We start from the raw sequence: 22977 nt of genomic DNA on the forward strand, positions 1-22977 counted from the left end.
TAACCATCAAGTTATCCACATGCTCAATAAAAAACGGCTGAATTCAGCCGTTTTTTATTTATTAAACTTTTAGAATTGATAACGGAAAGTCAATGTTGCATTTCGTGGTGCGCCATAATTCATACGATTTTCACCAATTCCATCAAAATATTCTTTATCCAATAAATTATCCAAGTTCAGTTGCACACTGATATTTTGATCAACTTTATAACCTAACATCGCACTCAGCAAAAAAACCTCATCTTGCTCAATTAAAGTTGCTCCAGTCCCTGTATAGGTTTTACCACGATAATTTACCCCGACACCCGTATTCCACTGATCACGTTTGTATTTAACGAATAAATTAGATGTTGTGCGGGCGCTTGTCGTAGCGACTTTCTGATCTTTACCATCTTTTGCTTCAAAGTTCGCGATGCCAAAGTTGATTGCCCAATTGTCATTGATCTCCCCATCAGCTTCAAGCTCAACCCCTTTACTTACAACGCCATCAACCCCACGATAGGCTTGCTCAGAAGTATTTATACCTTGCGCATTCTTAACGAACTTACCTGAAATTGCTTCAGCGAAATTGGTTTGTTCAATTCTAAAGATAGATAGAGCTGTATTTAAATGACCACCAAACCATTCACTTTTGATTCCTGTTTCATAATTCCGTCCAATGATTGGGTCTAAATAGTTCCCATTTTCTTCGCGACGATTTTGAGGCGTGAAAATATCGGTATAACTTGCATAAAGAGAATGATCTTGAGCGAAGTCATAAATGACACCAAAATATGGCGTGATTTGATCATTAAATTGTCGATTACCTTTATGATCTTCCGATTTATATTCCCAGTTCGTCAATCTTGCCCCTGCCACAATCTTTAATGGATCAAGAACTTGGAATTTACCTGCAATGTAATATCCTGTTTGCGTGGTTTCATTTCCAGCCAATTTCTTGGGGTTAGTAATAGGCGTTAACAATTGAGTATTCATATTAGAAAAATCTAAATGTTCCCATTGATCAATATCCAAATCATTGGTTCCTTCATCTTTTCCCTGAATCGTTCCATAACGGCTATAAACCAATTCATTTTTATTCCATGAACCGCCCAATATAATTTCTTGCTTACGATTGGCAATGGTGAAAGGTGCTGATATATACATATCTACGTTATTTTCTTCATTCCTCTTATCTGAAGAATATACAGACACAGCCCCTAAGCTTTTATTTGTTTCTTTATTGACTTTACCTGCGACATAGAGCAGAGCTGATTGGTTATCGTTTTGCTGGTATGAATAAGCAATATTTAAAGCAACATCATTAAAAAGGTTCTGTTTCAAGTTAGCAAAAACCGCTTTCGTATCAACGTTCCAATAAGTCCAATCCGAACTTACAGTCAAAGAGCGATCAAATTTGGTTCTTGTTCCATCATTATAAAAAGCTGGCAATCCTCCCCAACGGATTCCATCGCGCTTTAATTCCTGATAGGTTGCAGCCAATGATAAATTTGTTTTATCAGTCATATCGTAATCAATTACGCCATAAACAATATTTCGCTCTCTTGAAAAGTTGTCCATAAAGGAATCTTCATCTGAATGTTTCACATAAATGCGACCACGTAATGAACCATCTGCATTTAATGAATTCGAAAGATCCGCCGAACTCGTATAATTATTCCATGATCCAACAGCTGCATTAACATTGCCTGTAAACTCCGTGGCATTCGCTCGTTTACGCACCATATTTACCCCCATTGAAGGGTTGCCTGCGCCAGAGTTAAGACCATTTGCTCCTTTCACCACCTCAACACGATCATAAATTCCCAAATCTAAATCACCTTCTGCAAGTGATGATGTACTTGGCATCCCATCGATTAAGTGATAATCCAATTGAAAACCTCGAGCAAAATAACTTTGACGTTCATCTGTTCGAGAAACTGTTACTCCTGTGACATTACTCATTAACTCTTGAAACGACTCAATATTTCGATCATCTAAATACTCCCGAGTATATATCTTCACTGCTTGTGGCGTTTCTCGTAAAGACATATTCAGTTTAGTCGCTGTATTGGAACTTTTTGCTGTATAACTTCCCGTGCCTTCAGTGGTCGCATCATTATTTTCTTTAGCTTTTACTGTAATCGTTGGCAATTGTGTACTTTCAATATTTGACTCAGCAGAAGCCAATGATGGTAAAAATATCGCGGCCATCGCCAGTACAAGTGGATGGGCTTTAAATAAGTTCAACTCAGAAACATGTTGCATGCAAAAATATCCTTATCACAAAATCTAGAGCATTTGGGAACATACACCTCTCTCCCCCGAAACTTTAAAGAAGGATGTATGGATGCTCTAAAGGAGAATTAAAAAATAACAAAGCAAATGATAATCGTTTTTATTATCAATTCAAGAATTATAATGAAGAATTGCTGTATAGCTGTTAAGTTTGGGTTAAAAAAAGAGAATATTTTAAAGCTAACCTATTTATTTTAATTCATATTTTCCCACACCGACTTAAAAGTACATTCAGTTGAATCAATGTACTTCAAACTCAGCATCTACTGGATCAAAACGCCATGTTCGGATAATCCGTAGCTCAGAAATATCTTTCATATTGCTGTCAAAAGCTCCAAATGGTGCACCACGGCGAACAGAAGCACGAGCTGCTTCATCCAAAATCGGATGTCCTGAGCTCTCAATTAAACGAATGGCTCGGATACCGCCTTGCGCATTTAAAATCACCATTAAACGGACTTCACCTGCTAAGCGTTGCTGTTTTGCCGCATCGGGATAATAGCGATTGCCGTACAATTCTACCTTTTGACGGAACTTATCCAAATAAGCCGCTGATGCATCTTGTTTGGCCTGAATACCATCAACGGTTTTAATACGTTGTTTACGGCTGAAATTTTGTTGTCGTTGTAAATATTGCGCTTCTAAGCTTGCCACCATCGCCGCTTTTGCTTGGAACTGACTTTGCAATTCTTCTAAAGCTTTTTTACGCTCACTTTGCTCTGCTTGTTTTTGCCAACTGAGCACTGTCATAAGCACTTTTTCTTCAAATTTTAGCTCTCGCTTCTGTTGAATCGTCTCTAAACTTTCAAGCTCAGCCTCCCCTGCCGTCGCATCGGCTTGCATTGGCGATGGCATATCACTCGACATACGGTGTGCTTTGTGAAAATCACCTGAACCGGTTTGATCAGCTTGCGCTAAAAAATCTGCATCTTTGACTTTTTCTTGACTTAAGCGAACCGAAACCGCGATTTCTTTGGTCGAAGTATCCGATGGAGATGGCATCGCAAACTGAGTCACCAGTACACCACCATGTAACAGCATCGCTAAAGCAACAGCCCCAACGAAAATTGGATCTTGCCACCAATGATGAGACAACTCAGTACGAAAATTTATTTTATTCCACATGGTATTTAAGCGACAAAAAGTCGCATCCCCAACGGCACTCACCGTATAAAAACCAAACCAATATTCAAAAGTTAAGAAAAATGTGATCCACTTATGGTTGCAGTGTTTCCATACCTTCATTTTATGAAAATGTAGCAATTAATTTTGCTACACTGCAAGCTACAAATTTAATTTTATTTTTTAGTTAATAAAAGATGGCGAATAAACCATTCACTTTCTGGAACAACTTTTATGCAAACGCTACTCTCATCCGTCGTTAAACGTCTACGTAAAGTTTACCAAAAAGCCGAAGAATTCATTGAAGAAGAAAGAGAATTTCCACTCTCACAAGTATTTGTAAATGCAACAATGGAACGTTATGTCACAGACAATGTAGAAATCATGCAAGACCTACATGCAGACCTATATGATGGCTGGCTACGTTTATACACCACATTGGATGTCAAAGGTTTAAAAACTACCCTTTCTGTAGACTTAAAACTCATACAGATGGAAATGAACCAAAATGTGCAATTGATGGTATTTGAGCAAATTAGTAATACCCAAGTCATCGAAGCAAAGTTTAAAAATATTTTCCAAAAATGGGGTTTTTATGTTGCCATTTGGTATTACCAAAAATTCAAAGAAGAAGATCCTCTAGGCAAAATTTTAGCGCATTTTGAAATCGTGACCGTCAAAGATGATTTACTTTATCTTGATTTAAATCGCTGGTTTGGTAAAAAACCAAGCATTATCGAAACACTCAGTAAAGTTCACGTCAATCGTGCTCGGGTTCGTCCCGCTGAACTGATTGTGTGGGGCAATGTCAATCTTGCTGCAATGTTATATCCATCGGATGATGATCGCTTTGATGATGAGTATATAGAAGACACGACAATTACCCCAATCCAGCAAAAAAACCTGAAGAAGAAATAAGACTCAATCGAAATCAGGCAAATAACGCAGTCGTTCTTGCCATTGGTAACACATATATCGCTATGATTTATACGAAAATTAACAAGTGCTGAGCAAAAAACCTGATTTTTTCTTCACAATCTACAGGCATAATAATTATAAATCCTCCTGATAAGCGAGTGATGCATCAGGTATTCACTCAAAGGACATCGTAATATGACAAAGAAATTATCGAAAGTTCTTCGTATCACTACTGCAAGCTCAGCTGCAATCTTATGTGCAAGCTTATCGAGTCATGCATTGGCGATGACGCCCTTCCAAGCGAGCTATCAATTTAGCTACAACAATAAGAACTTAGGTTCAGCAACTCGTACCTTGTCTCAGCAAGGCAATAACTGGAAGTACCAATTTACAGCGAAAGCGGGTGGTATTGCGTCAGCGTCTGAAACCAGTCAGTTTGGTTTTGTAGACAATAAAATTATTTCTCAGAAATTTAGTCGCAGCAGCAAAATTTTAATCCACAATAATACAATGAGTATTAACTTCAACCCCAACAGCAAAGTCATCAATACCAAAAAAGATGATAAATCTCGCTCATTTGCATGGCAAGCAGGCGCATTAGATGAACTCAATGCTGAACTGCAAATCCGTGAAGATTTGAAAAATAATACACTTAGAACCAAATACCAAATTGCCGATGCAAAAGCATTGGATGATCGTCGCTTTGTGAAACAAGGAACTGAAACAATCAAGACCAATTACGGTACTTTTAATACGATAAAAGTCGTAATGCAACACGACAAGCCTGAACGTAATACCGTATTTTGGCTAGCGCCAAAACTTGATTACCTACCAGTGAAAATGGCCCACAATGATGGAAAATCCTCATATGGACTCTTGTTAACTGGTTATTCAGGTAAAACCAATTAATCGCTAAGTTACCTGCAGCCAAATGTCAGACATCCCAAACTTATGTGAAATATCACCAAACTCTGTAATTTTGGCTTGCAATTTTTTCGATGCTTTCTAAAATATGCCTTTGCTTGAAAAAGCATCCGTTTTAGAGGATTCTCCCGTGTACGCTTTAGAACAGAAAATCTTAAATGAAGGTATCGTTCTATCTGATCAAGTCTTAAAAGTTGATGCTTTCTTAAATCACCAAATCGACCCTGTACTTATGCAGTTGATTGGTAAAGAGTTTGCCGCTCGCTTTAAAGACGCAGGTATTACCAAAATTATTACCATCGAAGCATCAGGGATTGCACCTGCGATCATGGCAGGTCTAGAACTTGGTGTACCAGTGATTTTCGCTCGTAAATACCAGTCATTAACGCTGAAAGATGATCTTTACCGTTCTAAAGTGTATTCATTTACCAAACAGACTGAAAGTACCATTGCGATTTCAAACAAGCACATTAACTCAAGTGATAAAGCACTGGTAATTGATGACTTCTTAGCAAATGGTCAAGCAGCTTTGGGCTTAATTGATTTAATTCATCAAGCCAATGCTGAAGTAGTTGGTGTTGGTATCGTGATTGAAAAATCATTCCAAGTCGGACGTGAATTATTGCTTGAAAAAGGCTATCGCGTTGAATCTTTGGCTCGAGTTAAATCATTAGTCGATGGCAAAGTAACTTTTGTGACCGAATAAGATTCAATATCTAGAAAAAGCGGATGATCACTCATCCGCTTTTTTATTTAGCAACAGTCCCAGTTATAGAGGACTTTAGAAAAATCTCTTTTCTTTAAATCTTCTGGGTGAATAAAGAAATTACCGACACCAGAATCCCCCCACATAATATCGTTTTCGGCATCATCCGTATCCAATTGAAATAGCAAAATATAGTCTTGAATATTTTCCTTATAGCCACGTGGATCGCTTTGCGTAAAAAATGGATAGCCACCTAATCGATGCCCTGTTGAAGCAAAGGTTTCACTGTATGACTCATAAACTTCATCTTCATCAATTCCAATATTAAACCCATCATCTTGAGCACTGATTGGCTGGGATGTTAAAGTGAATTCAATCGAATACTGTCCAGTAAAAGGCAAATAAGCATCTTCATCAAATTCAAGCTCGGAAAAATCCTGTTTTAAGTGTGTTGCATCTTCAATAATCTGATCAAAATATAAAACTTTAAAGCCTGATTGCTGCTGTTGGTCATCAAAATTCATCCCATATAAATCATCGGCAGCGATATAAAACTGCAAAATCCCCTTGTCTGGGAAATTAGGTAAATTTGGAATTTCAGCAAAATTGAACTGCGCCAATAAAACTAATGGATTGCCATCCGAATCGACAGGATAAGTGACGTCTAGCGGTAAATAAGGCTGCCCACCAATCTTACTTTGCCATAAAATTAAATCATCACTTGGTGTTAGCTGCATGGTGACAGTCGGCAGCATAGTTGCTGAAATTTTTTCTAAGTATGGATGCAAAGTACTCGGTAAATTCTCAGGTTGAAGTTTCATTTTGTTGATTATCCATGTCGCTATTTATAGAACTTAATATAAAACAAGCAGCTAAATTAAAATAGAGAACAAAGCTTGTACTGCGACAGTTAGTGACGCTCAATTGCCCCATTATTTATCACATAAATTCTGATAAGATTAGCCCGAGCAAAATCTGCGATAGGAATGACGATGCGCACATACTTAGACCTTTTACAACATATTCTCGACAATGGCGGCGACAAAGGAGACCGCACAGGAACTGGGACACGTTCAGTATTTGGTCATCAAATGCGCTTTGACCTCTCCAAAGGTTTTCCCTTATTAACCACCAAGAAAGTCCACTTTCGTTCGATTGTGATTGAACTACTTTGGTTCCTGAAGGGTGATACCAATGTGCAATATCTAAAAGACCACAAAGTCTCAATTTGGGATGAATGGGCAACCGCAGAACAAACTGCTCGTTTTGGTCGCCCTGAAGGCGAACTCGGTCCTGTTTATGGACACCAATGGCGCAACTTTGGCGCGACTCAAAATGACGACGGTAGCTATCAGCAAAATGGTTTTGACCAAATCAAATGGCTGGTAAATGAAATCAAAACCAATCCAAATTCACGTCGTCTAATCGTATCTGGTTGGAATCCAAACGAGGCTGGGAAAGTTGCACTCCCGCCTTGTCATACCCTGTTTCAATTTTTTGTACAAGATAACAAACTGTCATGTCAACTCTATCAACGTAGTGCCGATGTCTTCTTAGGTGTACCATTTAATATTGCCAGCTATGCCCTACTCACTCATATGATCGCGCAGGTCTGTGGCTTAGAGGTTGGTGATTTTGTCTGGACAGGTGGTGATACTCATCTATATGCCAATCACTTTGAACAAGCACAATTACAGCTTTCTCGTGAGCCATTAGCTTTATGTCAATTAAAACTCAATCCAGAGATCAACGATATTTTCGACTTTAAATTTGAGGATATTGAACTTGTAGGCTATGAATCACATCCTGCAATTAAAGCACCTGTCGCAGTTTAATTATTTTAGAGAGATTACCAGATGGCATGGCAAGGAACTGAAGTTGTACACGTTGTGGCAATGGACCAAAAAAACTGTATAGGTAAAGGCAATGCACTACCGTGGCATATTTCTGCCGATCTTAAACATTTTAAAGCCATCACCCAAGGCGGCGTAGTGATCATGGGTCGTAAGACCCTTGAATCCATGGGACGAGCGCTGCCAAATCGCGTGAACTGGGTGATTACACGTGACCCATCTTGGCAGTTTGATGGGGTTAAGGTTGCGCATAGTATCGAAGATGCATTAAATGCTGCACTTACAGACGTACAACACTCTGAAAAAGCATCCTTATTTATTATTGGGGGTGGAGAGATTTTTAACCAAACACTTGCGATTGCCGATCGTCTGGAACTCACTCATGTGGATTTAGATGTACAAGGCGATGCTCATTATCCAAAAATCTCTGAGGACTTCCATAAAGTAAACTCAGAACAACATACTGATGAAAAATCAAATGTAGCATTTGAGTTTGCAACTTATCAAAAATAAAAAATGGATCGCGAATTGTTATGCATGACATTGGATCACGTGAGTTTTTCATTGCGCTAGGGATAGGACTCTTACACAGTACTTTTACCCTATTCGTGATCCTTTCAAGTGCATGGTTGTGTCTTGCTTTATGGATTCAACAACCCCTTGGCAGTGTTTTTAGTCGTCTGATCATACTGCTTTGGGTCTTATTTGCACTCAGCTTAATTGGCTTTTATATCAGTGGTCATATTTTTAGTCGGCGCACTGACATTATTCTTTATTGTTGTGCATTTGCTTGTTCACTGCTTTGGTATTTCTCATTAGATGCAAGACAAGATCGTGAATGGGATCCTGAGGTTGCAGAACAACTCAATTATGAGAAGCATGGCGATATTGTTACATTACATCATGTTCGCAATTTTAACTGGCATGCCGACGGTAGTTATGATGTTCGTTGGGAAAACCGCACTGTTGACCTGAGTAAAATTACAGGCATTAATGTCATTGCATCATATTGGATGGGACCACAGATCGCCCATACGCTAGTAAGTTTCGATTTCTCAGATCAAAAACCCTTGGTCTTTTCGATTGAAATCCGTAAGGAAAAGGGCGAATCATTTTCAGCAATTGGTGGTTTCTTTCGTAAATATGAGCTGAGCCTGATAGCCTCTGATGAAAAAGATATTGTGTATACACGAAGTAATATTCGTAACGAACAAGTCTATCTATTCCCCATCAAAATGCCTGCCGATGAACGCAAGGCCTTATTTATTGAATATCTAAATAAAGCAGATGAATTGCGTGCTGAAGCAAAATGGTACAATACCCTGACCAGTAACTGTACCACCCTCATTTTTGACATGGCACAAGCCATCAACCCACACAGGTTGCCGAAAGATTACCGCCTTTTGGCTTCGGGCTATTTACCAAATTATTTACATGATCTGAAAGCACTTAATCAAAACTACAGTATGAAAGAGTGGTATCAACTGGCTCATATCAACCCTCGTTCAGAACAATACGCTAAACAACCCAATCAAAGTAGCGAGTTTTTTTCGACAGCTATTCGTGCCAGCCTACCTAAAACTGAATAAACCTCATACTAGTTATATTAGAAATAAATTAATATTTACAAAAGAATACGCTACATACCATGCTTCTACATCAATATTGATTTAAATAATGACCATATAAACACAACGACTTGGATTTAAATTTTTATGTTAAAAACATTGTTAACTTCTAGTACTTTGGCGGTTGCGGTTGTCATGTCTGGTTGTGCAGCCACTGAATCGCTGCATACCTCATCCAATGCATCTCAAAAAGAAAGTGTCGGCTTATATAACCACACTTGGGTCGCGACACAGATCAATAGTGTCGACATCAAAATTGATGGTCCTTCTCATCAAAAACCAGCTATCCAATTTGATGCCAACACCAAGCGTTTCTCTGGTGCTGACGGCTGTAACAAGATTTTTGGTAGCTTTGAAAGTAGTGCTAAACAGTTACAACTTGGTCCAATTGCATCGACTAAGATGGCATGCATCGGCAACGACAATGCGACCCTTTCTCGTCAATATGTTGATGCTTTAACCCATACAGCAAGCTATAGGCTTAATGGAAATGAACTTCAATTGTCAGATAGCGCGGGTAAAGTCCTCGTCAGTTTCGTGACAGTGACTCAACCATTGCCTTAATGCTTTATCATGAAAAAGTAAAAGTTCGTTTCAAACACGGGCTTTTACTTTTTAAGCACTTGGTTTACTTTAGACACATTCTTAAAAATAAAAATTGGGGAATTTTATGCAACAAGCACTGTTTGGTGGTGGATGTTTTTGGTGTGTAGAAGCTGTATTTCTACAACTCAAAGGTGTTGAAAAAGTGGTCAGCGGTTATGCTGGTGGAATTGTTCAACACCCAAGTTATGAGCAAGTCTGCCAAGGCACGACACAACATGCTGAAGTCGTACTCATTGATTTTGATGAACAGCAGATCAGCTATGTTCAACTTTTAAATGTATTCTTTACCACGCACGATCCAACGACATTAAACCGTCAAGGCAATGATATCGGTACACAATACCGTTCTGTTATTTATTACTTTAATGATGAGCAGAAACAACTCGCAGAGCAAGTGATTCAAAGTTTGGAAGATGAAAGCTTAAATATTGTCACTGAACTGAGTCCTGCCCCGATCTTTTATCCTGCGGAAGATGAGCACCAAAATTTTTATGCACGTAATCCTTCACAAGGCTATTGTAACTTTAGCATTCCGCCGAAGCTTTCTAAATTGCGGGCGAAATTTCTTGATCTACTCAAAACTGAGTAGACATAAAAAAAGCAACTCTCACTGAGTTGCTTTTTTTATTTATAAGCTTAAATACTAATTTTCACTGACAAAAGCAATATCACTTAAGCCTGCTTCACTAGCACGAGACATCACTTGTGCAACTGTATCGTATTTTGATTCTTTATCTGCGCGTAATTGTACAGTCGGTTTATTCTCTGCTTGACCCGCTTCTTGGAAGCGCTTATCTAACTCATCTAAGCTAATAATTTGCGCATCCCAAGCCACTTCACCTTTCGCATTAATACTAATAGTAAGTGCTTTTGGCGGTGGATCTATAATTTCAGCAGTTGTCTTTGGTAAGCTTAATGGAATTGATGGGCTAGCAACCGTTGCCGTGACTAAAAAGATAATCATCAATACCAACATAATATCGATCAGAGGAATGAGGTTCATCTCATTCATGCCACTGTCGTGATCTTCACCCAATTGAAAGCCCATTTTAAGCTTGACCTCCAACTAAACTTTGTTGAGTCGCTTTAGTTTCAGTCTTTGCTGTGGTTTCTTGCTGCAACATGGTATCAATCAACAAGCCATGAGCCTGATCTTGTAAATCATGTGCCAAACCACGATTGAAACGCATACAGATGTTGTAAGCCAATACCGCAGGAATCGCAACCGCAAGACCTAGACCCGTCATGATCAATGCTTCACCGACAGGAATCGCAACTTGTGCTAAACCAGCCTGACCGCTTTTACCGACCGCCACAAGTGCATGGAATATCCCCCACACTGTACCGAACAAACCAACGAACGGTGCAAGTGAAGCAATTGTACCAAGTACAGATACGCCTTTTTCTGCTTGTGATTTCTCAGCAGAGATTTGACGAAGTAGGGCTTGTTCAGCAACTGCTTTACGCTGCTCAAACGTTAATGGTTGTAACTTCGCTTTAAGCGTCGACAAAGCCTGAGCAAGCTGAGCATAAGCCTGTTGTTTTAATTGGCGTGTTCCTAAAATACGTAGAATAAAAATCGTCCACGTCGCAATCGACATTGCAAGAAGAATGAAATACAGCGTCTTACTCACTGCATCTGCATGTTGCCAATAAACTGAAAAGTTCATACTCGAACTCCTAATTAAAGTTAGCCGTTAAGGCTTAAATCTTTTAAAGGGTTAAATCTAATGGTAGCTCTGCTTTAATCGGATAAGCAACGCCATTTTCCATATACGGTTTGAATCTTCCACTTCGAACCTGCCTTACCAGCTTTTCATCTAATGCAGGTAAACCGGTACTACGTACAATACGAACACTTGTAATCTTACCTTTCTCATCTGCTTCAATCGCAAGCACGGCAGACCGTGGCTGGTTTCCCATGTCTTTTGCAGTCGCTGTTGGCTTCGGTGTACGACTCCATTGGATACCAGCACCACCAATTGATACACTTTTTGGTGATGGATCAGCAGCAGGTTGAGGTTTAGCGGCTTCTTGAACAGGTTTTGGTTTTTCAACCACCTTTTCCGTTACAGTTGTACTTACAACTGTCGTTTCAATCTTGGTTTCAACTTTTGGTTCGGTTTTTTGAATCACTTGCTTAGGTGCTTCAGCTTTTACTTGCTGCACTTTTTCAATTTTCTTCGGTGGTGGAGGCAATGGTTTTTCAACTATTTTAACCTCTTTCACTTCTTTTTTAGGTTCGGGCTTTGGTGTCTCTTTAGGTTTAGGAAGTTCAGCTTTTGGCGGTTCTTTAATTTTAACGAATTTAACCTTAAGCGGCTCTTTTTCGATTGGTTTCAACTCAACCGTTTTGATGTGGCTAACCGCCCACAGAACTCCCACATGTCCAATCACAACTGCAACTAAGGCAGTGATGATTTTCTTTTTCATCGGGCTTGATGTGTTGAATGTTGCAGGAGATGGACTCATAAAAATCAAAGTACCTAATAGATGGTGTTCGTAAAAAAACGATTACACTCATCGGATAGAACAATTAAAGTGCTGCAATAATAAATGAGAAGTGTTTTCATTTGCAACTATTTTTTTGTGAATATGACTCAAATTAATAACTCAACCCACTTAAGACGCAATATTATAACATAACAATACCGTATGGTAAAAAAACATGCCGACCGGCATGTTCCTTTTCATGACATAGGGACTTAGGTCTATTAGAAAACGACGGTCTTATTACCATCGACAATAATACGGTCTTCTAAATGCCATTTGACTGCACGTGCCAACACGTTACGCTCAACGTCTTCACCTAGTTCACGTAATTGTTCAACGTTATAATCATGACTTACACGCTCAACATCCTGCTCAATAATTGGCCCTTGGTCCAAGTCTGCAGTGACATAATGCGCTGTTGCACCAATCAATTTTACACCCTTTTCGTAGGCTTGCTTATATGGGTTCGCGCCAACAAAAGCAGGTAAGAATGAATGATGAATGTTGATGATCTTCATTTCCCATTTCGCGACGAAGTCTTCACTCAAAATTTGCATATAACGTGCTAAAACAAGTAAATCATTGCCTTGCATCATCTCATTAATTTGCGCATAAGCTTCTGCTTTATTGTCTTTAGTCACTTTTATCACGGTAAATGGAATACCAAAATTCTCCACAGCTTCACGCAAATCTTCATGATTTGAAATCACATGGGTAATTTCACATTCCAATGAGCCACGCGCATGACGCCATAACAGCTCTAACAAAGCGTGGTCAACTTTAGAGACTAAAATCCCGACTTTTTTCAGCTCATTTACAAATGCGAGTTTCCATTGCATACCATAACGTTCAGCAACATTAGCCGCAAAGGTTTGCATCAATGCTTCTTTGCGAGACTGCAAATGATCTAACTCAAACTCAACACGCATAAAATAACGTCCGCCTTGAGCTTCTGTTGCGTACTGATCAAGTGCGGTAATGTTTGCTCCCTGATGATACAAAAAGCTCGATACAGCTTGCACGATGCCCGGCTTGTCTTCACAAGTAATCAGTAGTCGTGCTGTATGGGCAGTAGTCGTGTTCATGTGGTTAATATCACTTATTCAAATCAAATTAAAATCAAGCCGAGCATTCTAACGCTTTTTTGTCACGGACTAAATAGCTGTCGCCTACCCGCCATCATTTTTAAGCATTGACAAGCTTGCAAAAAGATCAGAAGGACCAAGCGATTGAAGTAACAGCTCATAAGTCTGACGACTTTCACCCATTAAATAAGGTCCTTCTAAAAACAACATTTGTCGCAATGCTTGCCATACCCACTTTTCTTCTAAGTGGTTGTTGTCACTAATATGACCTGACATATAGAGGAAATTGGTCCAGTTGGTTAGTACGATCCATAAGTTGATAATCAACGCTTCGATTTCAGAATCAGTCATTTTCATCAACCCAGCATCAACGAATGCACGATAGATTCTTTGCCCTTGTTGCATGACCTGCCCCGCAAAACGCGGATAAATCTTTCTAAAATCATCATTATTTTCAACGAGATGATAAACATCACGATGAATAAAACGATAAGCCCAAAGTTGATTGCTTAACACTTGAAAATAACTAATCTTGTCATTGGCATTGAGTTGGCGATCATCAGGTAACGCCAACATACCTAAGGTCTCAGCCTGATATTGCAGCGCAAGTTCTTTAATGATTTCTTGCTTATTACGAAAGTGATAATACAAATTACCTGGACTAATACCGAGCTCAGCCGCGATGTGATTGGTCGTGACGGAACGCTCGCCACGCTCATTAAACAGTTGCAAACTGATCTGCAAAATTTTGTCTTTAGTTTTGTTCGGTTTAGCATTCGACATCGTTTTTAACCATCTATAAGATTATCAATGAGTTATAAAACAAACCCACAAGGCGACTTGACACTTTAGAGTATTTACTCTAAAAATGAAAAAGTAAATAAGTTTTCTTTTGGTCTACTCCTATGAACAGTCAAACAAAAACAACCGCAATGACACCTCATGTTGATGTAAAACGGCTACATGATTTGCTTGAACAGCAAAGAGTTGCTTACCAACGTCATCCTGTCCCAAGCGCAAAAGAACGTATTGAGCGCTTAGCTCGACTTAAAAACATCTTGGTAAAGTACCAAGATGAATTTGCGAATGCAATTAGTCAAGATTATGGCAATCGTGCCATTATGGAAACCAAAATTGGTGAAGTTCTTACTTGCTTAGAACATATTAAATACTATAGCAAGAACTTGACCGAATGGATGAAACCATCTAAACGACATATCAGCATGTTACACCAACCTGCTAAAGGCTGGGTACAATATCAACCCTTAGGTGTCATTGGTGTTATTGCACCATGGAACTATCCTCTATTGCTCTCCGTTGGCCCACTGATTTGTGCATTGGCTGCGGGTAATCATGCCATGATTAAAATTTCTAGTGCATCGTCAAACTTTGGTTATGCTTTAGAAAATGCGCTTTCAGAAGCCTTCCCTCAAGAATTGGTTGCTGTTGTAAATGGTGGCGGCCCTATTTCCGATGCATTTAGTCACCTTGCGTTCGACAAACTGATTTTTACAGGCTCGACTTCTGTTGGTAAAACAGTCATGGCTGCTGCCGCTCAGAATCTTGTGCCTGTTATTTTGGAACTGGGAGGTAAGTCTCCAGCACTCGTTCACTCATCCATGAATATTCGTGATGTCGCTCAACGCGTTGCTGTTGGAAAGCTTTGGAATGCGGGTCAAACCTGTGTTGCGCCAGACTATATGTTCCTACCTAAAGGCAAGACGGCTGAATTCACGAAGCATTATCAAGACTTTGTGAATAGCATGTATCCAACTTTGGCTGACAACAATGACTACACCTCGATTGTCAATGACAAACAATATAACCGTCTACAAGGTTATCTTGAGGATGCACAAAAGCAAGGTGCTAACATTGTTGAGTTAAACAGCAAGAACGAATCTTTAACTGAAGTTCGTAAAATAGCACCGACCTTATTGACTGGTGTCAGCACTGACATGGAAATCATGAAGAATGAGATCTTTGGTCCAATTCTTCCTATTTTAGAATATGAACACATCGAAGATGCACTTCAATTCATTAATAGTCGTCCTCGTCCATTGGCTTTCTATTACTTTGATGTGGATAGTACACGTGCAGAATATGTTGCTGGACGTACTCATTCAGGACATTTTGGTATTAACCAAGTCTTAACTCATGTCGCTCAAGACGACCTGCCATTTGGTGGTGTCGGTGCATCAGGTATGGGCAAATATCATGGTAAGGAAGGTTTCTTTAGTTTCTCACATGAACGCTCGATGATGTCTAATCCTGTAAGCCCTAAACTTTATAGTTTAAAATTCATTCTGCCGCCATATAATAAAGCGGCGCACAAACTGCTTTTGAAAACACTATTTCGCTAGGCTGATCAAGGCATGACCTATCAAACAAGTTCATGCCTTGTTTTTACCAATTTCGCTTGTCTTTTAATCGTATTTTTGGTATAAAACGCCCCTTGAATGATTTCATCCGTTTACTTGAATGGCTAGTTGCACGAAACAGTGCTATAAAACTAGCAATGGAGTTCACCATGTCTAAGGTTTGCCAAGTTACCGGCAAGCGTCCTATCGTTGGTAACAACGTATCGCACGCAAACAACAAAACCAAACGCCGGTTCGAGCCGAACCTGCACCACCACCGTTTCTGGTTAGAAAGCGAAAAGCGTTTTGTACGTCTTCGTTTAACCACTAAAGGTATGCGTATTATTGATAAATTGGGTATTGAGAAAGTTGTTGCTGATCTCCGTGCTCAAGGTCAAAAGATCTAAGGAGTCTGAACAATGCGTGATAAAATCCGTCTCGTTTCTACCGCTGGTACTGGTTATTTCTATACCACGACTAAGAACAAACGTACAATGCCGGAAAAAATGGAAATCAAGAAATTTGATCCAAAAATCCGTCAACACGTAATCTTCAAAGAAGCTAAAATTAAATAATTTTGGTTTCTTTAAAAAAACGACTTCTTTTGAGGTCGTTTTTTTTGCTCTAAAAAAGTAGCAGCCCCTACAAGACAATGCGCTTATAGCAACATAATAGAGATTTACATGATTTTTTTTGATAATTAAAAAAATTGTCATCAACAATTTCTATTTTACTTGTTACAATTTATTCGATTTCTTGTTGGCATGTTTTATGCTGATTTATTTATACCTTAACCGCAACGATTAAGGAGTTCTAATGCCACATGATGTTGGTTTAATTATATTACTTGCTGTTGGTTTTGGTTTTGCGCTTATTTTTGGCTATATCGCAGCACGTTTACGCTTACCTCCTTTAATTGGTTATCTTATTGCGGGCATTATTATTAGCCCGAACACCCCAGGTTTTGTGGGTGATATCAAACTTGCCAATCAGTTGGCTGAACTTGGTGTCATGTTTCTCATGTTTGGCGTGGGCATGCATTTTTCCATCAAAGACTTACTTCAAGTCCGCCGTATTGCCATACCTGGTGCAATTCTGCAAATCAGCGTCGCAACCTTACTCGGTGTGGGTGTTTCCATGTTTTGGGGATGGAGCTTTGGTTCGGCCCTCGTCTTTGGTTTAAGCTTATCTTGTGCTAGTACTGTGGTACTGCTCAAAGCACTCGGCGATCGAGGCTTACTCGAATCAGTCAACGGTAAAATCGCTGTTGGCTGGCTCTTGGTTGAAGATCTGGTCATGGTGTTGGCATTGGTGCTTTTACCCGCTATCGCCGTTCTACTGGGTGGACAAGCTTTACATGGTACGGATACATCACAAAGCATTTGGATGACCATCGGCATTACTTTATTAAAAGTCGTTGGTTTTATCGCCTTTATGTTAATCGTGGGCAAACGTCTTGTTCCCATGATTATACAGTTTGTCGCTCGTCTAGGTTCACGCGAATTATTTACCTTAACTGTTGTAGCAGCCGCAGTATCGATTGCCTATGGGTCTTATGCCGTTTTTGGCGTTTCGATGGCCCTCGGTGCATTCTTCGCAGGCATGGTAGTGAAAGAGTCTGACTTTAGCCATCGAGCCGAAGAAGAAACCCTCCCCTTACGTGAGATCTTTGCGATTTTATTCTTCGTATCAGTCGGGATGCTATTTGATCCAAGCATTCTGCTAGAAGAACCATTACATATTCTGGCTGTGGTTGCGATTATTATGGTAGGTAAAACATTGGCAGCGATTGCCTTGGTTTTGTTCTTCCGTTACCCAATCAATACCGCTTTAACTGTCGGTGCAAGTCTCGCTCAGATTGGCGAGTTCTCATTTATTTTAGCCACGATGGGGGTCGCCCTCGGTTTACTGACCTTAGAGGCTCAAAATCTGATTCTGGCAGGTGCATTATTTTCAATCACATTAAACTCGTTTATTTTCTCCGCCATCGAACCAACCCAACAATGGATTCGTCAACGTTCGCATCTAGCACGTTTATTAGAGCGCAGTAGCGATCCACTGGCGATGCTACCTGATGAGGTCGATCAAGACTATTTACGCGATCAGGTGGTGATTATTGGTTATGGTGGAGTCGGTCGTCGCATTAGTGACAATCTAATACAACAAAATATCAAAGTGGTGATCGCCGAAGAAAATCGTGAAATCGTGGAACGATTACGTACTCAAGGCATCGCAGCGGTCAGCGGTGAAGCAACCGAACCAAATGTTTTGATTCAGGCACATATTCAACATGCGCGTTTATTGGTTATCTCACCAATGGATATTTTGGATATTCATCGGATCGTCGACATTTCCAAACAGCTAAATCCTGAAATCCAAGTCTTGATTTGTGCTGAAAGCAAGGAAGAAGCAGCAGTGATTCGAGAGGAAAATATCGGTGAAGTCTTCTATGCGAAAGAGGAGATGGCGAAGAATATGAGTCATCACATCTTAAATCGGATCGAAATAGCGCATCAATCCACTGGATATTAAGTTCTTTAAGCCCAATAAAAAAGCGTACTCTCAAGTACGCTTTTTTGCTTATAAATATTAGCTTAAATGAGGTGGCTGCTCATCCACAACTTCCGCTTGCCACTGGTTCATTTGCTTTTCTAGCAAACCAAATAAAGCCGCTTGAATCATATGTTGCGCGACTGCTGGTGTTTGATCGCCAAGAATTTCTTTCACTTCGTCACTAAATTGAATCTTTACTAAAGGCTCTTGTTCAGAACCAGCATTACGTAACGCGAGCTCACCACCTTCGAGTTGAACCAATTCTAGCACCGCTTCTTGGTTACCAAATAATTCTTTTAACTGTTGCATTGACATATACATTCTCCATGCTTCAATCATGGTGGCAAAGCACGTGTGTACTTTGCGATCTCACGTCTTATTTATATAAGTGCTGTTTGCATGAATTTCAAGTATCTCACTGCTTTAACTTAGAACTCAACCATTTCGTTACGAAAACCATCAATTAAGTGACTTAACTCGCGATGCCATTCACGCAAAATTTTGGCATCAGGCAACCATGCTTGTGGGCTTTGGGTGACTTTGATGATCAAATTGGATGAGGTTTCATTCTCAGGCTCTGGCGAAGTCGGCTCTGGCGCATATTGGCACATCCGATAAGCACGTTTTAATTCAGCCACAAAACCATCTTTTGCCAAATGTTGTAAGACTGAAATTTCTGGAGAGACCTGACCTTTATCCGCCATATGCGCTTCAATGGATTTAAACGTTGGTTGTAAATCATTGAGACGATAATAGCGCACCAATTCTTGCAAGAACGCTAAAATCGCCCCATGCAAATGAAATACCGCAGCTTCACGATAAGCCTGTGCCTGTTGAATGTGTTCAGTTTGCTCTGCTTGTTGACATGCAAGTCGAGCAAAATAAAGTTTTTGATTGGTACGATCGGCATGGTAGCGAGCAACACGAGACATCTTAAATCCCTATTTTATTTCATTTAAATCATGAGCAATTGTAAAGCGAATTGACGATTAAACAAATAGTGATCATCACATCAATTCGACAAGATAAATTCTACGCTTTGCGATACATGCTATAGGTTTAACAAAAGGACGAATATTGCTGATCACCCAAGCATAATACCCTTCTGCCCAACGAGATGCCTGTGCTGCTTCAACTTCATGTTGTTGCCAAGCATGCACAGATTCAATGTCAACCAAAGCAACCGCTCTGCCCATTTCCTCATCGCCATCTTTCAACAGGTAGTTTTGGTTTTCTACGATAACGAGATTTCTGAGCGGCAATTCCTCAGGTAACCATGAGCGAATCTCTAAAGTTTTAAGACCTTGTGCGATGCGCTCACCGTTCGGTGCAACAATAGATAAAGCTGCATATTGCTTAAACATTGAGAATTAAGCTTTATCGTCCGCAGCTTTCACTCGGATGCCAACACCTTTGACACGTAAAGTATTTAAGCCTTTAATCGCTTTGATGCCCTCTCTTGGATTGGTCATTTCTACAAAGCCAAAACCTTTAGATTTTCCTGTTGCTTCATCCTTCACCACGACACAAGATTCGACTTTGCCATATTGCTTGAATAACTCAAGGACTTCTGCATCAGTCACGGAACGATCTAAATTACGAACTAAAATTTTCATGCTAAAACCTAAAAAATGATTCATTTTTAAAGAAATGAATCAAAATAATTGAATATGCCTAGTTTAATCGAGATCAATACCAAAACCTAAACTTATTGCTGAGTTACGCTGCCAACTACTTTTATTAAATGAAGACGGAACTTGACGATGAATCTGTACATCAAGCAAATGTTGAGGTAAATCATTAAGAAAATAGCTTTCTACTTTCCGCCCTAACTCATCATATTGATCTTGTGACCATAGATTTAAATTCTGTTTGGTCAAAATCAATTCATTTTCGGCGCGTGTAAGTGCCACATAAAGCACACGACGCTCCTCCTCTACATCATCAAAATCGCCTTGCGCACGTGCGTGCGGATACTGATTCGGTGAAACATGCGGGACATAACACACTTTTTGTTCCGTACCTTTGGCGGAATGAATCGTAATCAAAGTCACTAGGTCTTGATCAGGAGTTTTATCTATTTCTGAAACTGAAATAGGATCAAGCACATATTCCTCTAAGAACTCGCCCAACAACTGATGTTTCCGAGCCAGTTGTTTTACCAGATCAAAATCTTTGACGCGGCGATTCCAATCTTTGCTTTTATAGTTATTTTCTAATTGTTCACTCAACGCATCCAATGCCAAGCCAATACAAGCTTCGACATGCTGTTGCAACACATCAAGTTGCTTCAAGATTAAAATTGCGTGTTGTGGCACTTTGCCATGCCGCTCTAAACGCTGACAACGCGCATCAATATCTGTGAGTTGAATCAACTCTTGCGCCAATTTACTCGCACCAACATCGCCAACACCATCCCATAAGGTCAAAAACCGCATCCAAGCCAAATCATCCTGCGGATTGACACTGACCCGAAGTAAACTTAAGACATCTTTGACATGTGCGGATTCGAGTAGTTTGACCCCACCAATAAAACGATACGGAATATTGGCAGCAATTAAAGCCCCTTCTAAATATCGACCACTAAACCCAGAACGGAGTAAAACCATGTGTTCAGCCCACGCTGCACCTTGGTAATGTCGTTGATTCAAATCTTGAATAATCCAATTGGCTTCTTCAAATTCATTGCCTAAAATATGTAGCTGTGGCTTCAATCCTTTACCACGATAAGCCAACAAGTGTTTGTCATAACGAATCTGGCTCTGCTCTAATAACCAATTAGATAAGTCTAAAATTTCCTGCGTTGAACGATAATTCATTGCCAAAGTAAGCACCTCAGCATCAGGCACTCGTTCTTTAAAATGATGAATATTTTCAAAATCAGCACCACGGAAACCATAAATCGACTGAGCATCATCCCCTACACAGAAAAGTGTCACTTTTCCGACTAAGGGTTGCAGCAAAGCCCATTGCAGTGGATTGGTATCCTGCATTTCATCGACCAATAAAGCAGAACAGAAGCCTGTCACCCATTTCACCAACTCAGGTGAACTTTGTAAGTGCACTGCGACAATCGATAAAATATCATCATAATCAAGAAAATTTCGTGCTTGCTTACGCTGTTCATAAGCCTGCATCAGTTCAGCAATTTGCGTTTTATATTCGACTGCCTGAGGAAGCTGTTGAATCAGTGCATCGGAAAGTTTGGTCTTGGTATTACGCGCATAGGAATACAAATCACAAAGTTCAGCAGCTTTGGGTAGCACATTGCCTTTATCTTTGCCACGCAATAAACGAAACATCAACAACTGGTCATCACGATCAATAATACTAAATTGTGTTAAACCAAAAGCTCTAGGATTGCGACGCAATAGATACATGCAAAAAGTATGAAATGTTGATGCCCTTAAACCCTTGGCTTGTGCGCCCATATGCTGCTCTACACGGGTTACGATTTCACTTGCTGCACGACGAGTAAAGGTCAATATCTGAATCTGTTGTGCTGCTAAACCCTGATCGATCAAATACGCTGCTCTTGCCACAATGGTTTTGGTCTTCCCACAACCCGCCCCTGCTAAAACCAAGCAGTTTTGTGCAGTCGTGGTTGCGGCTTGTTTCTGTTGAGGATTCAGTTCATCAATTAGCTTGGCAAGCGTCATAAAATCGGTCAGTTTAAATTGAAGTGGTATTTTAGCAGACTAAAGGAAATGAAACATTTCACGCTACAAAAACAAAAAGAGCATGTTCAACACATGCTCCAAATACAAGACCATTCAGTTTAAACCACAGTTGAGCTATGTGGGAGTTGCTTAATTGCTCCAGCAAAGGTCAGATAATTGATGCCTTGAAATAAGATATCAATCGCAAGGAACATACCGAGTACCCAGAAAGGTGAACTTGGCGAGGATAATATCAAAACCCCAGTGAATAACGTTACGACACCTGAAAAGAGCACCCAGCCCCAACCCGACATCGGTCTAAGGATAAAGGCGTTCACAGTCCGAATAATCCCTGCAATAATTAAAGCAATTGCTAAAAAACTAGTCAGAACCACGGCGGTAATCACAGGTGTGGTAAATGCAAAATAACCTGCGATGAGATACAACACACCAAACAATGCCCACAACCAGCGTGTACCACCTTTGAAGACCATAAATGCTGCAAGAAAATGTAAAGCCCCGCCCAACATCATCAGCACACCGAATAAAAGAACGGCTGAAAGCGTTGCGAAAGGCAAAGCAGCCAAAAGAATCAGACCAATAATAATCAATACCACACCCAATAGCAGATACCATTTACGGTCAGCGTGTAGCTGATTGCGAATCAGATCGTTACCCACTGTTTTCATCATTATTTACTCTTTTATCATCAAGTTTATATTTATATTCTGAGCGTCTTTTATCCGAACTTCTGTATAAGGCATGTTGATAATTCATGATGTAATGTCAGGGAAAC

Annotated in this window: 26 protein-coding genes; 12 read left to right on the forward strand and 14 right to left on the reverse strand. The window is 39.9% G+C overall.

Annotation, left to right across the window (positions count from 1 at the left end):
• Positions 1-69: 69 nt before the first annotated feature.
• Positions 70-2247, reverse strand: coding sequence for a TonB-dependent siderophore receptor (locus EAH57_RS08670; protein WP_121929713.1), 2178 nt, complete (start codon positions 2245-2247; stop codon positions 70-72).
• Between the two features lie 270 nt (positions 2248-2517).
• Positions 2518-3402: an energy transducer TonB gene (locus tag EAH57_RS08675; protein WP_121929868.1), complete on the reverse strand. Its 885-nt coding sequence runs from the start codon at positions 3400-3402 to the stop codon at positions 2518-2520.
• A gap of 231 nt (positions 3403-3633) precedes the next feature.
• Between EAH57_RS08675 and EAH57_RS08680 the strand changes: the two genes are divergently transcribed.
• The 3 genes from EAH57_RS08680 to EAH57_RS08690 all read left to right on the forward strand — a co-directional run bounded on the left by EAH57_RS08680 (position 3634) and on the right by EAH57_RS08690 (position 5947).
• On the forward strand, positions 3634-4317 hold the full coding sequence (locus EAH57_RS08680) for a hypothetical protein (protein ID WP_121929714.1): 684 nt from the start codon (positions 3634-3636) through the stop codon (positions 4315-4317).
• Between the two features lie 195 nt (positions 4318-4512).
• A complete protein-coding gene (locus tag EAH57_RS08685; protein ID WP_121929715.1) occupies positions 4513-5226 on the forward strand; it encodes a DUF3108 domain-containing protein in 714 nt (237 codons plus the stop codon).
• 145 nt (positions 5227-5371) lie between these two features.
• Positions 5372-5947, forward strand: a complete 576-nt coding sequence (locus EAH57_RS08690) for a xanthine phosphoribosyltransferase (protein WP_121929869.1) — start codon at positions 5372-5374, stop codon at positions 5945-5947.
• A 47-nt stretch (positions 5948-5994) separates the two neighbouring features.
• Here EAH57_RS08690 and EAH57_RS08695 read toward each other — a convergent pair whose 3' ends face one another.
• Entirely contained in the window at positions 5995-6768 is a 774-nt protein-coding gene (locus tag EAH57_RS08695; protein ID WP_121929716.1) for a YwqG family protein, read from the reverse strand.
• Between the two features lie 171 nt (positions 6769-6939).
• Here EAH57_RS08695 and thyA point away from each other — a divergent pair, with 171 nt between their 5' ends.
• The 5 genes from thyA (at position 6940) to msrA (ending at position 10623) form a co-directional block, all read left to right on the forward strand.
• Entirely contained in the window at positions 6940-7782 is an 843-nt protein-coding gene (gene thyA / locus EAH57_RS08700) for a thymidylate synthase (protein ID WP_121929717.1), read from the forward strand.
• A 21-nt stretch (positions 7783-7803) separates the two neighbouring features.
• Positions 7804-8313 carry a dihydrofolate reductase gene (locus EAH57_RS08705; protein WP_121929718.1) on the forward strand — a complete coding sequence of 170 codons (510 nt, stop codon included), beginning with the start codon at positions 7804-7806 and terminating at the stop codon, positions 8311-8313.
• A 20-nt stretch (positions 8314-8333) separates the two neighbouring features.
• Positions 8334-9389, forward strand: a complete 1056-nt coding sequence (locus EAH57_RS08710) for a DUF4105 domain-containing protein (protein ID WP_121929719.1) — start codon at positions 8334-8336, stop codon at positions 9387-9389.
• 126 nt (positions 9390-9515) lie between these two features.
• Positions 9516-9992, forward strand: coding sequence for an META domain-containing protein (locus EAH57_RS08715; RefSeq protein ID WP_121929720.1), 477 nt, complete (start codon positions 9516-9518; stop codon positions 9990-9992).
• A 106-nt stretch (positions 9993-10098) separates the two neighbouring features.
• Entirely contained in the window at positions 10099-10623 is a 525-nt protein-coding gene (gene msrA / locus EAH57_RS08720) for a peptide-methionine (S)-S-oxide reductase MsrA (protein WP_121929721.1), read from the forward strand.
• 54 nt (positions 10624-10677) lie between these two features.
• Here msrA and EAH57_RS08725 read toward each other — a convergent pair whose 3' ends face one another.
• The 5 genes from EAH57_RS08725 to EAH57_RS08745 form a co-directional block, all read right to left on the reverse strand.
• Entirely contained in the window at positions 10678-11082 is a 405-nt protein-coding gene (locus tag EAH57_RS08725) for an ExbD/TolR family protein (protein WP_121929722.1), read from the reverse strand.
• A gap of 1 nt (position 11083) precedes the next feature.
• On the reverse strand, positions 11084-11704 hold the full coding sequence (locus EAH57_RS08730) for a MotA/TolQ/ExbB proton channel family protein (RefSeq protein ID WP_121929723.1): 621 nt from the start codon (positions 11702-11704) through the stop codon (positions 11084-11086).
• Positions 11705-11747: 43 nt separating this feature from the next.
• Complete coding sequence (locus EAH57_RS08735; RefSeq protein ID WP_121929724.1) at positions 11748-12506, reverse strand: energy transducer TonB; 759 nt, start codon at positions 12504-12506, stop codon at positions 11748-11750.
• A gap of 242 nt (positions 12507-12748) precedes the next feature.
• Positions 12749-13612 carry a formyltetrahydrofolate deformylase gene (gene purU, locus EAH57_RS08740; RefSeq protein WP_004668566.1) on the reverse strand — a complete coding sequence of 288 codons (864 nt, stop codon included), beginning with the start codon at positions 13610-13612 and terminating at the stop codon, positions 12749-12751.
• Between the two features lie 84 nt (positions 13613-13696).
• Entirely contained in the window at positions 13697-14395 is a 699-nt protein-coding gene (locus EAH57_RS08745) for a TetR/AcrR family transcriptional regulator (protein ID WP_004668564.1), read from the reverse strand.
• A gap of 122 nt (positions 14396-14517) precedes the next feature.
• Between EAH57_RS08745 and EAH57_RS08750 the strand changes: the two genes are divergently transcribed.
• The 4 genes from EAH57_RS08750 (at position 14518) to EAH57_RS08765 (ending at position 18501) form a co-directional block, all read left to right on the forward strand.
• Positions 14518-15972 carry a coniferyl aldehyde dehydrogenase gene (locus EAH57_RS08750; RefSeq protein ID WP_121929725.1) on the forward strand — a complete coding sequence of 485 codons (1455 nt, stop codon included), beginning with the start codon at positions 14518-14520 and terminating at the stop codon, positions 15970-15972.
• A gap of 167 nt (positions 15973-16139) precedes the next feature.
• Positions 16140-16376 carry a 50S ribosomal protein L28 gene (gene rpmB, locus EAH57_RS08755; RefSeq protein ID WP_004649871.1) on the forward strand — a complete coding sequence of 79 codons (237 nt, stop codon included), beginning with the start codon at positions 16140-16142 and terminating at the stop codon, positions 16374-16376.
• Between the two features lie 12 nt (positions 16377-16388).
• Positions 16389-16544, forward strand: coding sequence for a 50S ribosomal protein L33 (gene rpmG / locus EAH57_RS08760; RefSeq protein ID WP_003654787.1), 156 nt, complete (start codon positions 16389-16391; stop codon positions 16542-16544).
• A 241-nt stretch (positions 16545-16785) separates the two neighbouring features.
• On the forward strand, positions 16786-18501 hold the full coding sequence (locus EAH57_RS08765) for a cation:proton antiporter (RefSeq protein ID WP_121929726.1): 1716 nt from the start codon (positions 16786-16788) through the stop codon (positions 18499-18501).
• A 57-nt stretch (positions 18502-18558) separates the two neighbouring features.
• On the opposite strand, the gene EAH57_RS08770 is transcribed toward EAH57_RS08765, so the two are convergent.
• From EAH57_RS08770 to EAH57_RS08795, 6 genes are all read right to left on the reverse strand, one after another.
• Positions 18559-18837, reverse strand: coding sequence for a hypothetical protein (locus EAH57_RS08770; RefSeq protein ID WP_121929727.1), 279 nt, complete (start codon positions 18835-18837; stop codon positions 18559-18561).
• 113 nt (positions 18838-18950) lie between these two features.
• On the reverse strand, positions 18951-19454 hold the full coding sequence (locus EAH57_RS08775; protein WP_005194988.1) for a DUF6586 family protein: 504 nt from the start codon (positions 19452-19454) through the stop codon (positions 18951-18953).
• A gap of 75 nt (positions 19455-19529) precedes the next feature.
• Positions 19530-19886, reverse strand: coding sequence for an ASCH domain-containing protein (locus tag EAH57_RS08780; protein ID WP_121929728.1), 357 nt, complete (start codon positions 19884-19886; stop codon positions 19530-19532).
• Positions 19887-19892: 6 nt separating this feature from the next.
• Positions 19893-20138: an RNA recognition motif domain-containing protein gene (locus EAH57_RS08785; RefSeq protein ID WP_121929870.1), complete on the reverse strand. Its 246-nt coding sequence runs from the start codon at positions 20136-20138 to the stop codon at positions 19893-19895.
• Between the two features lie 63 nt (positions 20139-20201).
• Complete coding sequence (locus EAH57_RS08790; protein ID WP_121929729.1) at positions 20202-22181, reverse strand: ATP-dependent helicase; 1980 nt, start codon at positions 22179-22181, stop codon at positions 20202-20204.
• Between the two features lie 119 nt (positions 22182-22300).
• Positions 22301-22873 (reverse strand): HdeD family acid-resistance protein, encoded by a 573-nt coding sequence (locus EAH57_RS08795; RefSeq protein ID WP_121929730.1) that lies wholly within the window; start codon positions 22871-22873, stop codon positions 22301-22303.
• Positions 22874-22977 lie beyond the last annotated feature (104 nt).

This window comes from Acinetobacter sp. 2JN-4 (assembly GCF_003687745.1).
Classification (GTDB): domain Bacteria; phylum Pseudomonadota; class Gammaproteobacteria; order Pseudomonadales; family Moraxellaceae; genus Acinetobacter; species Acinetobacter halotolerans.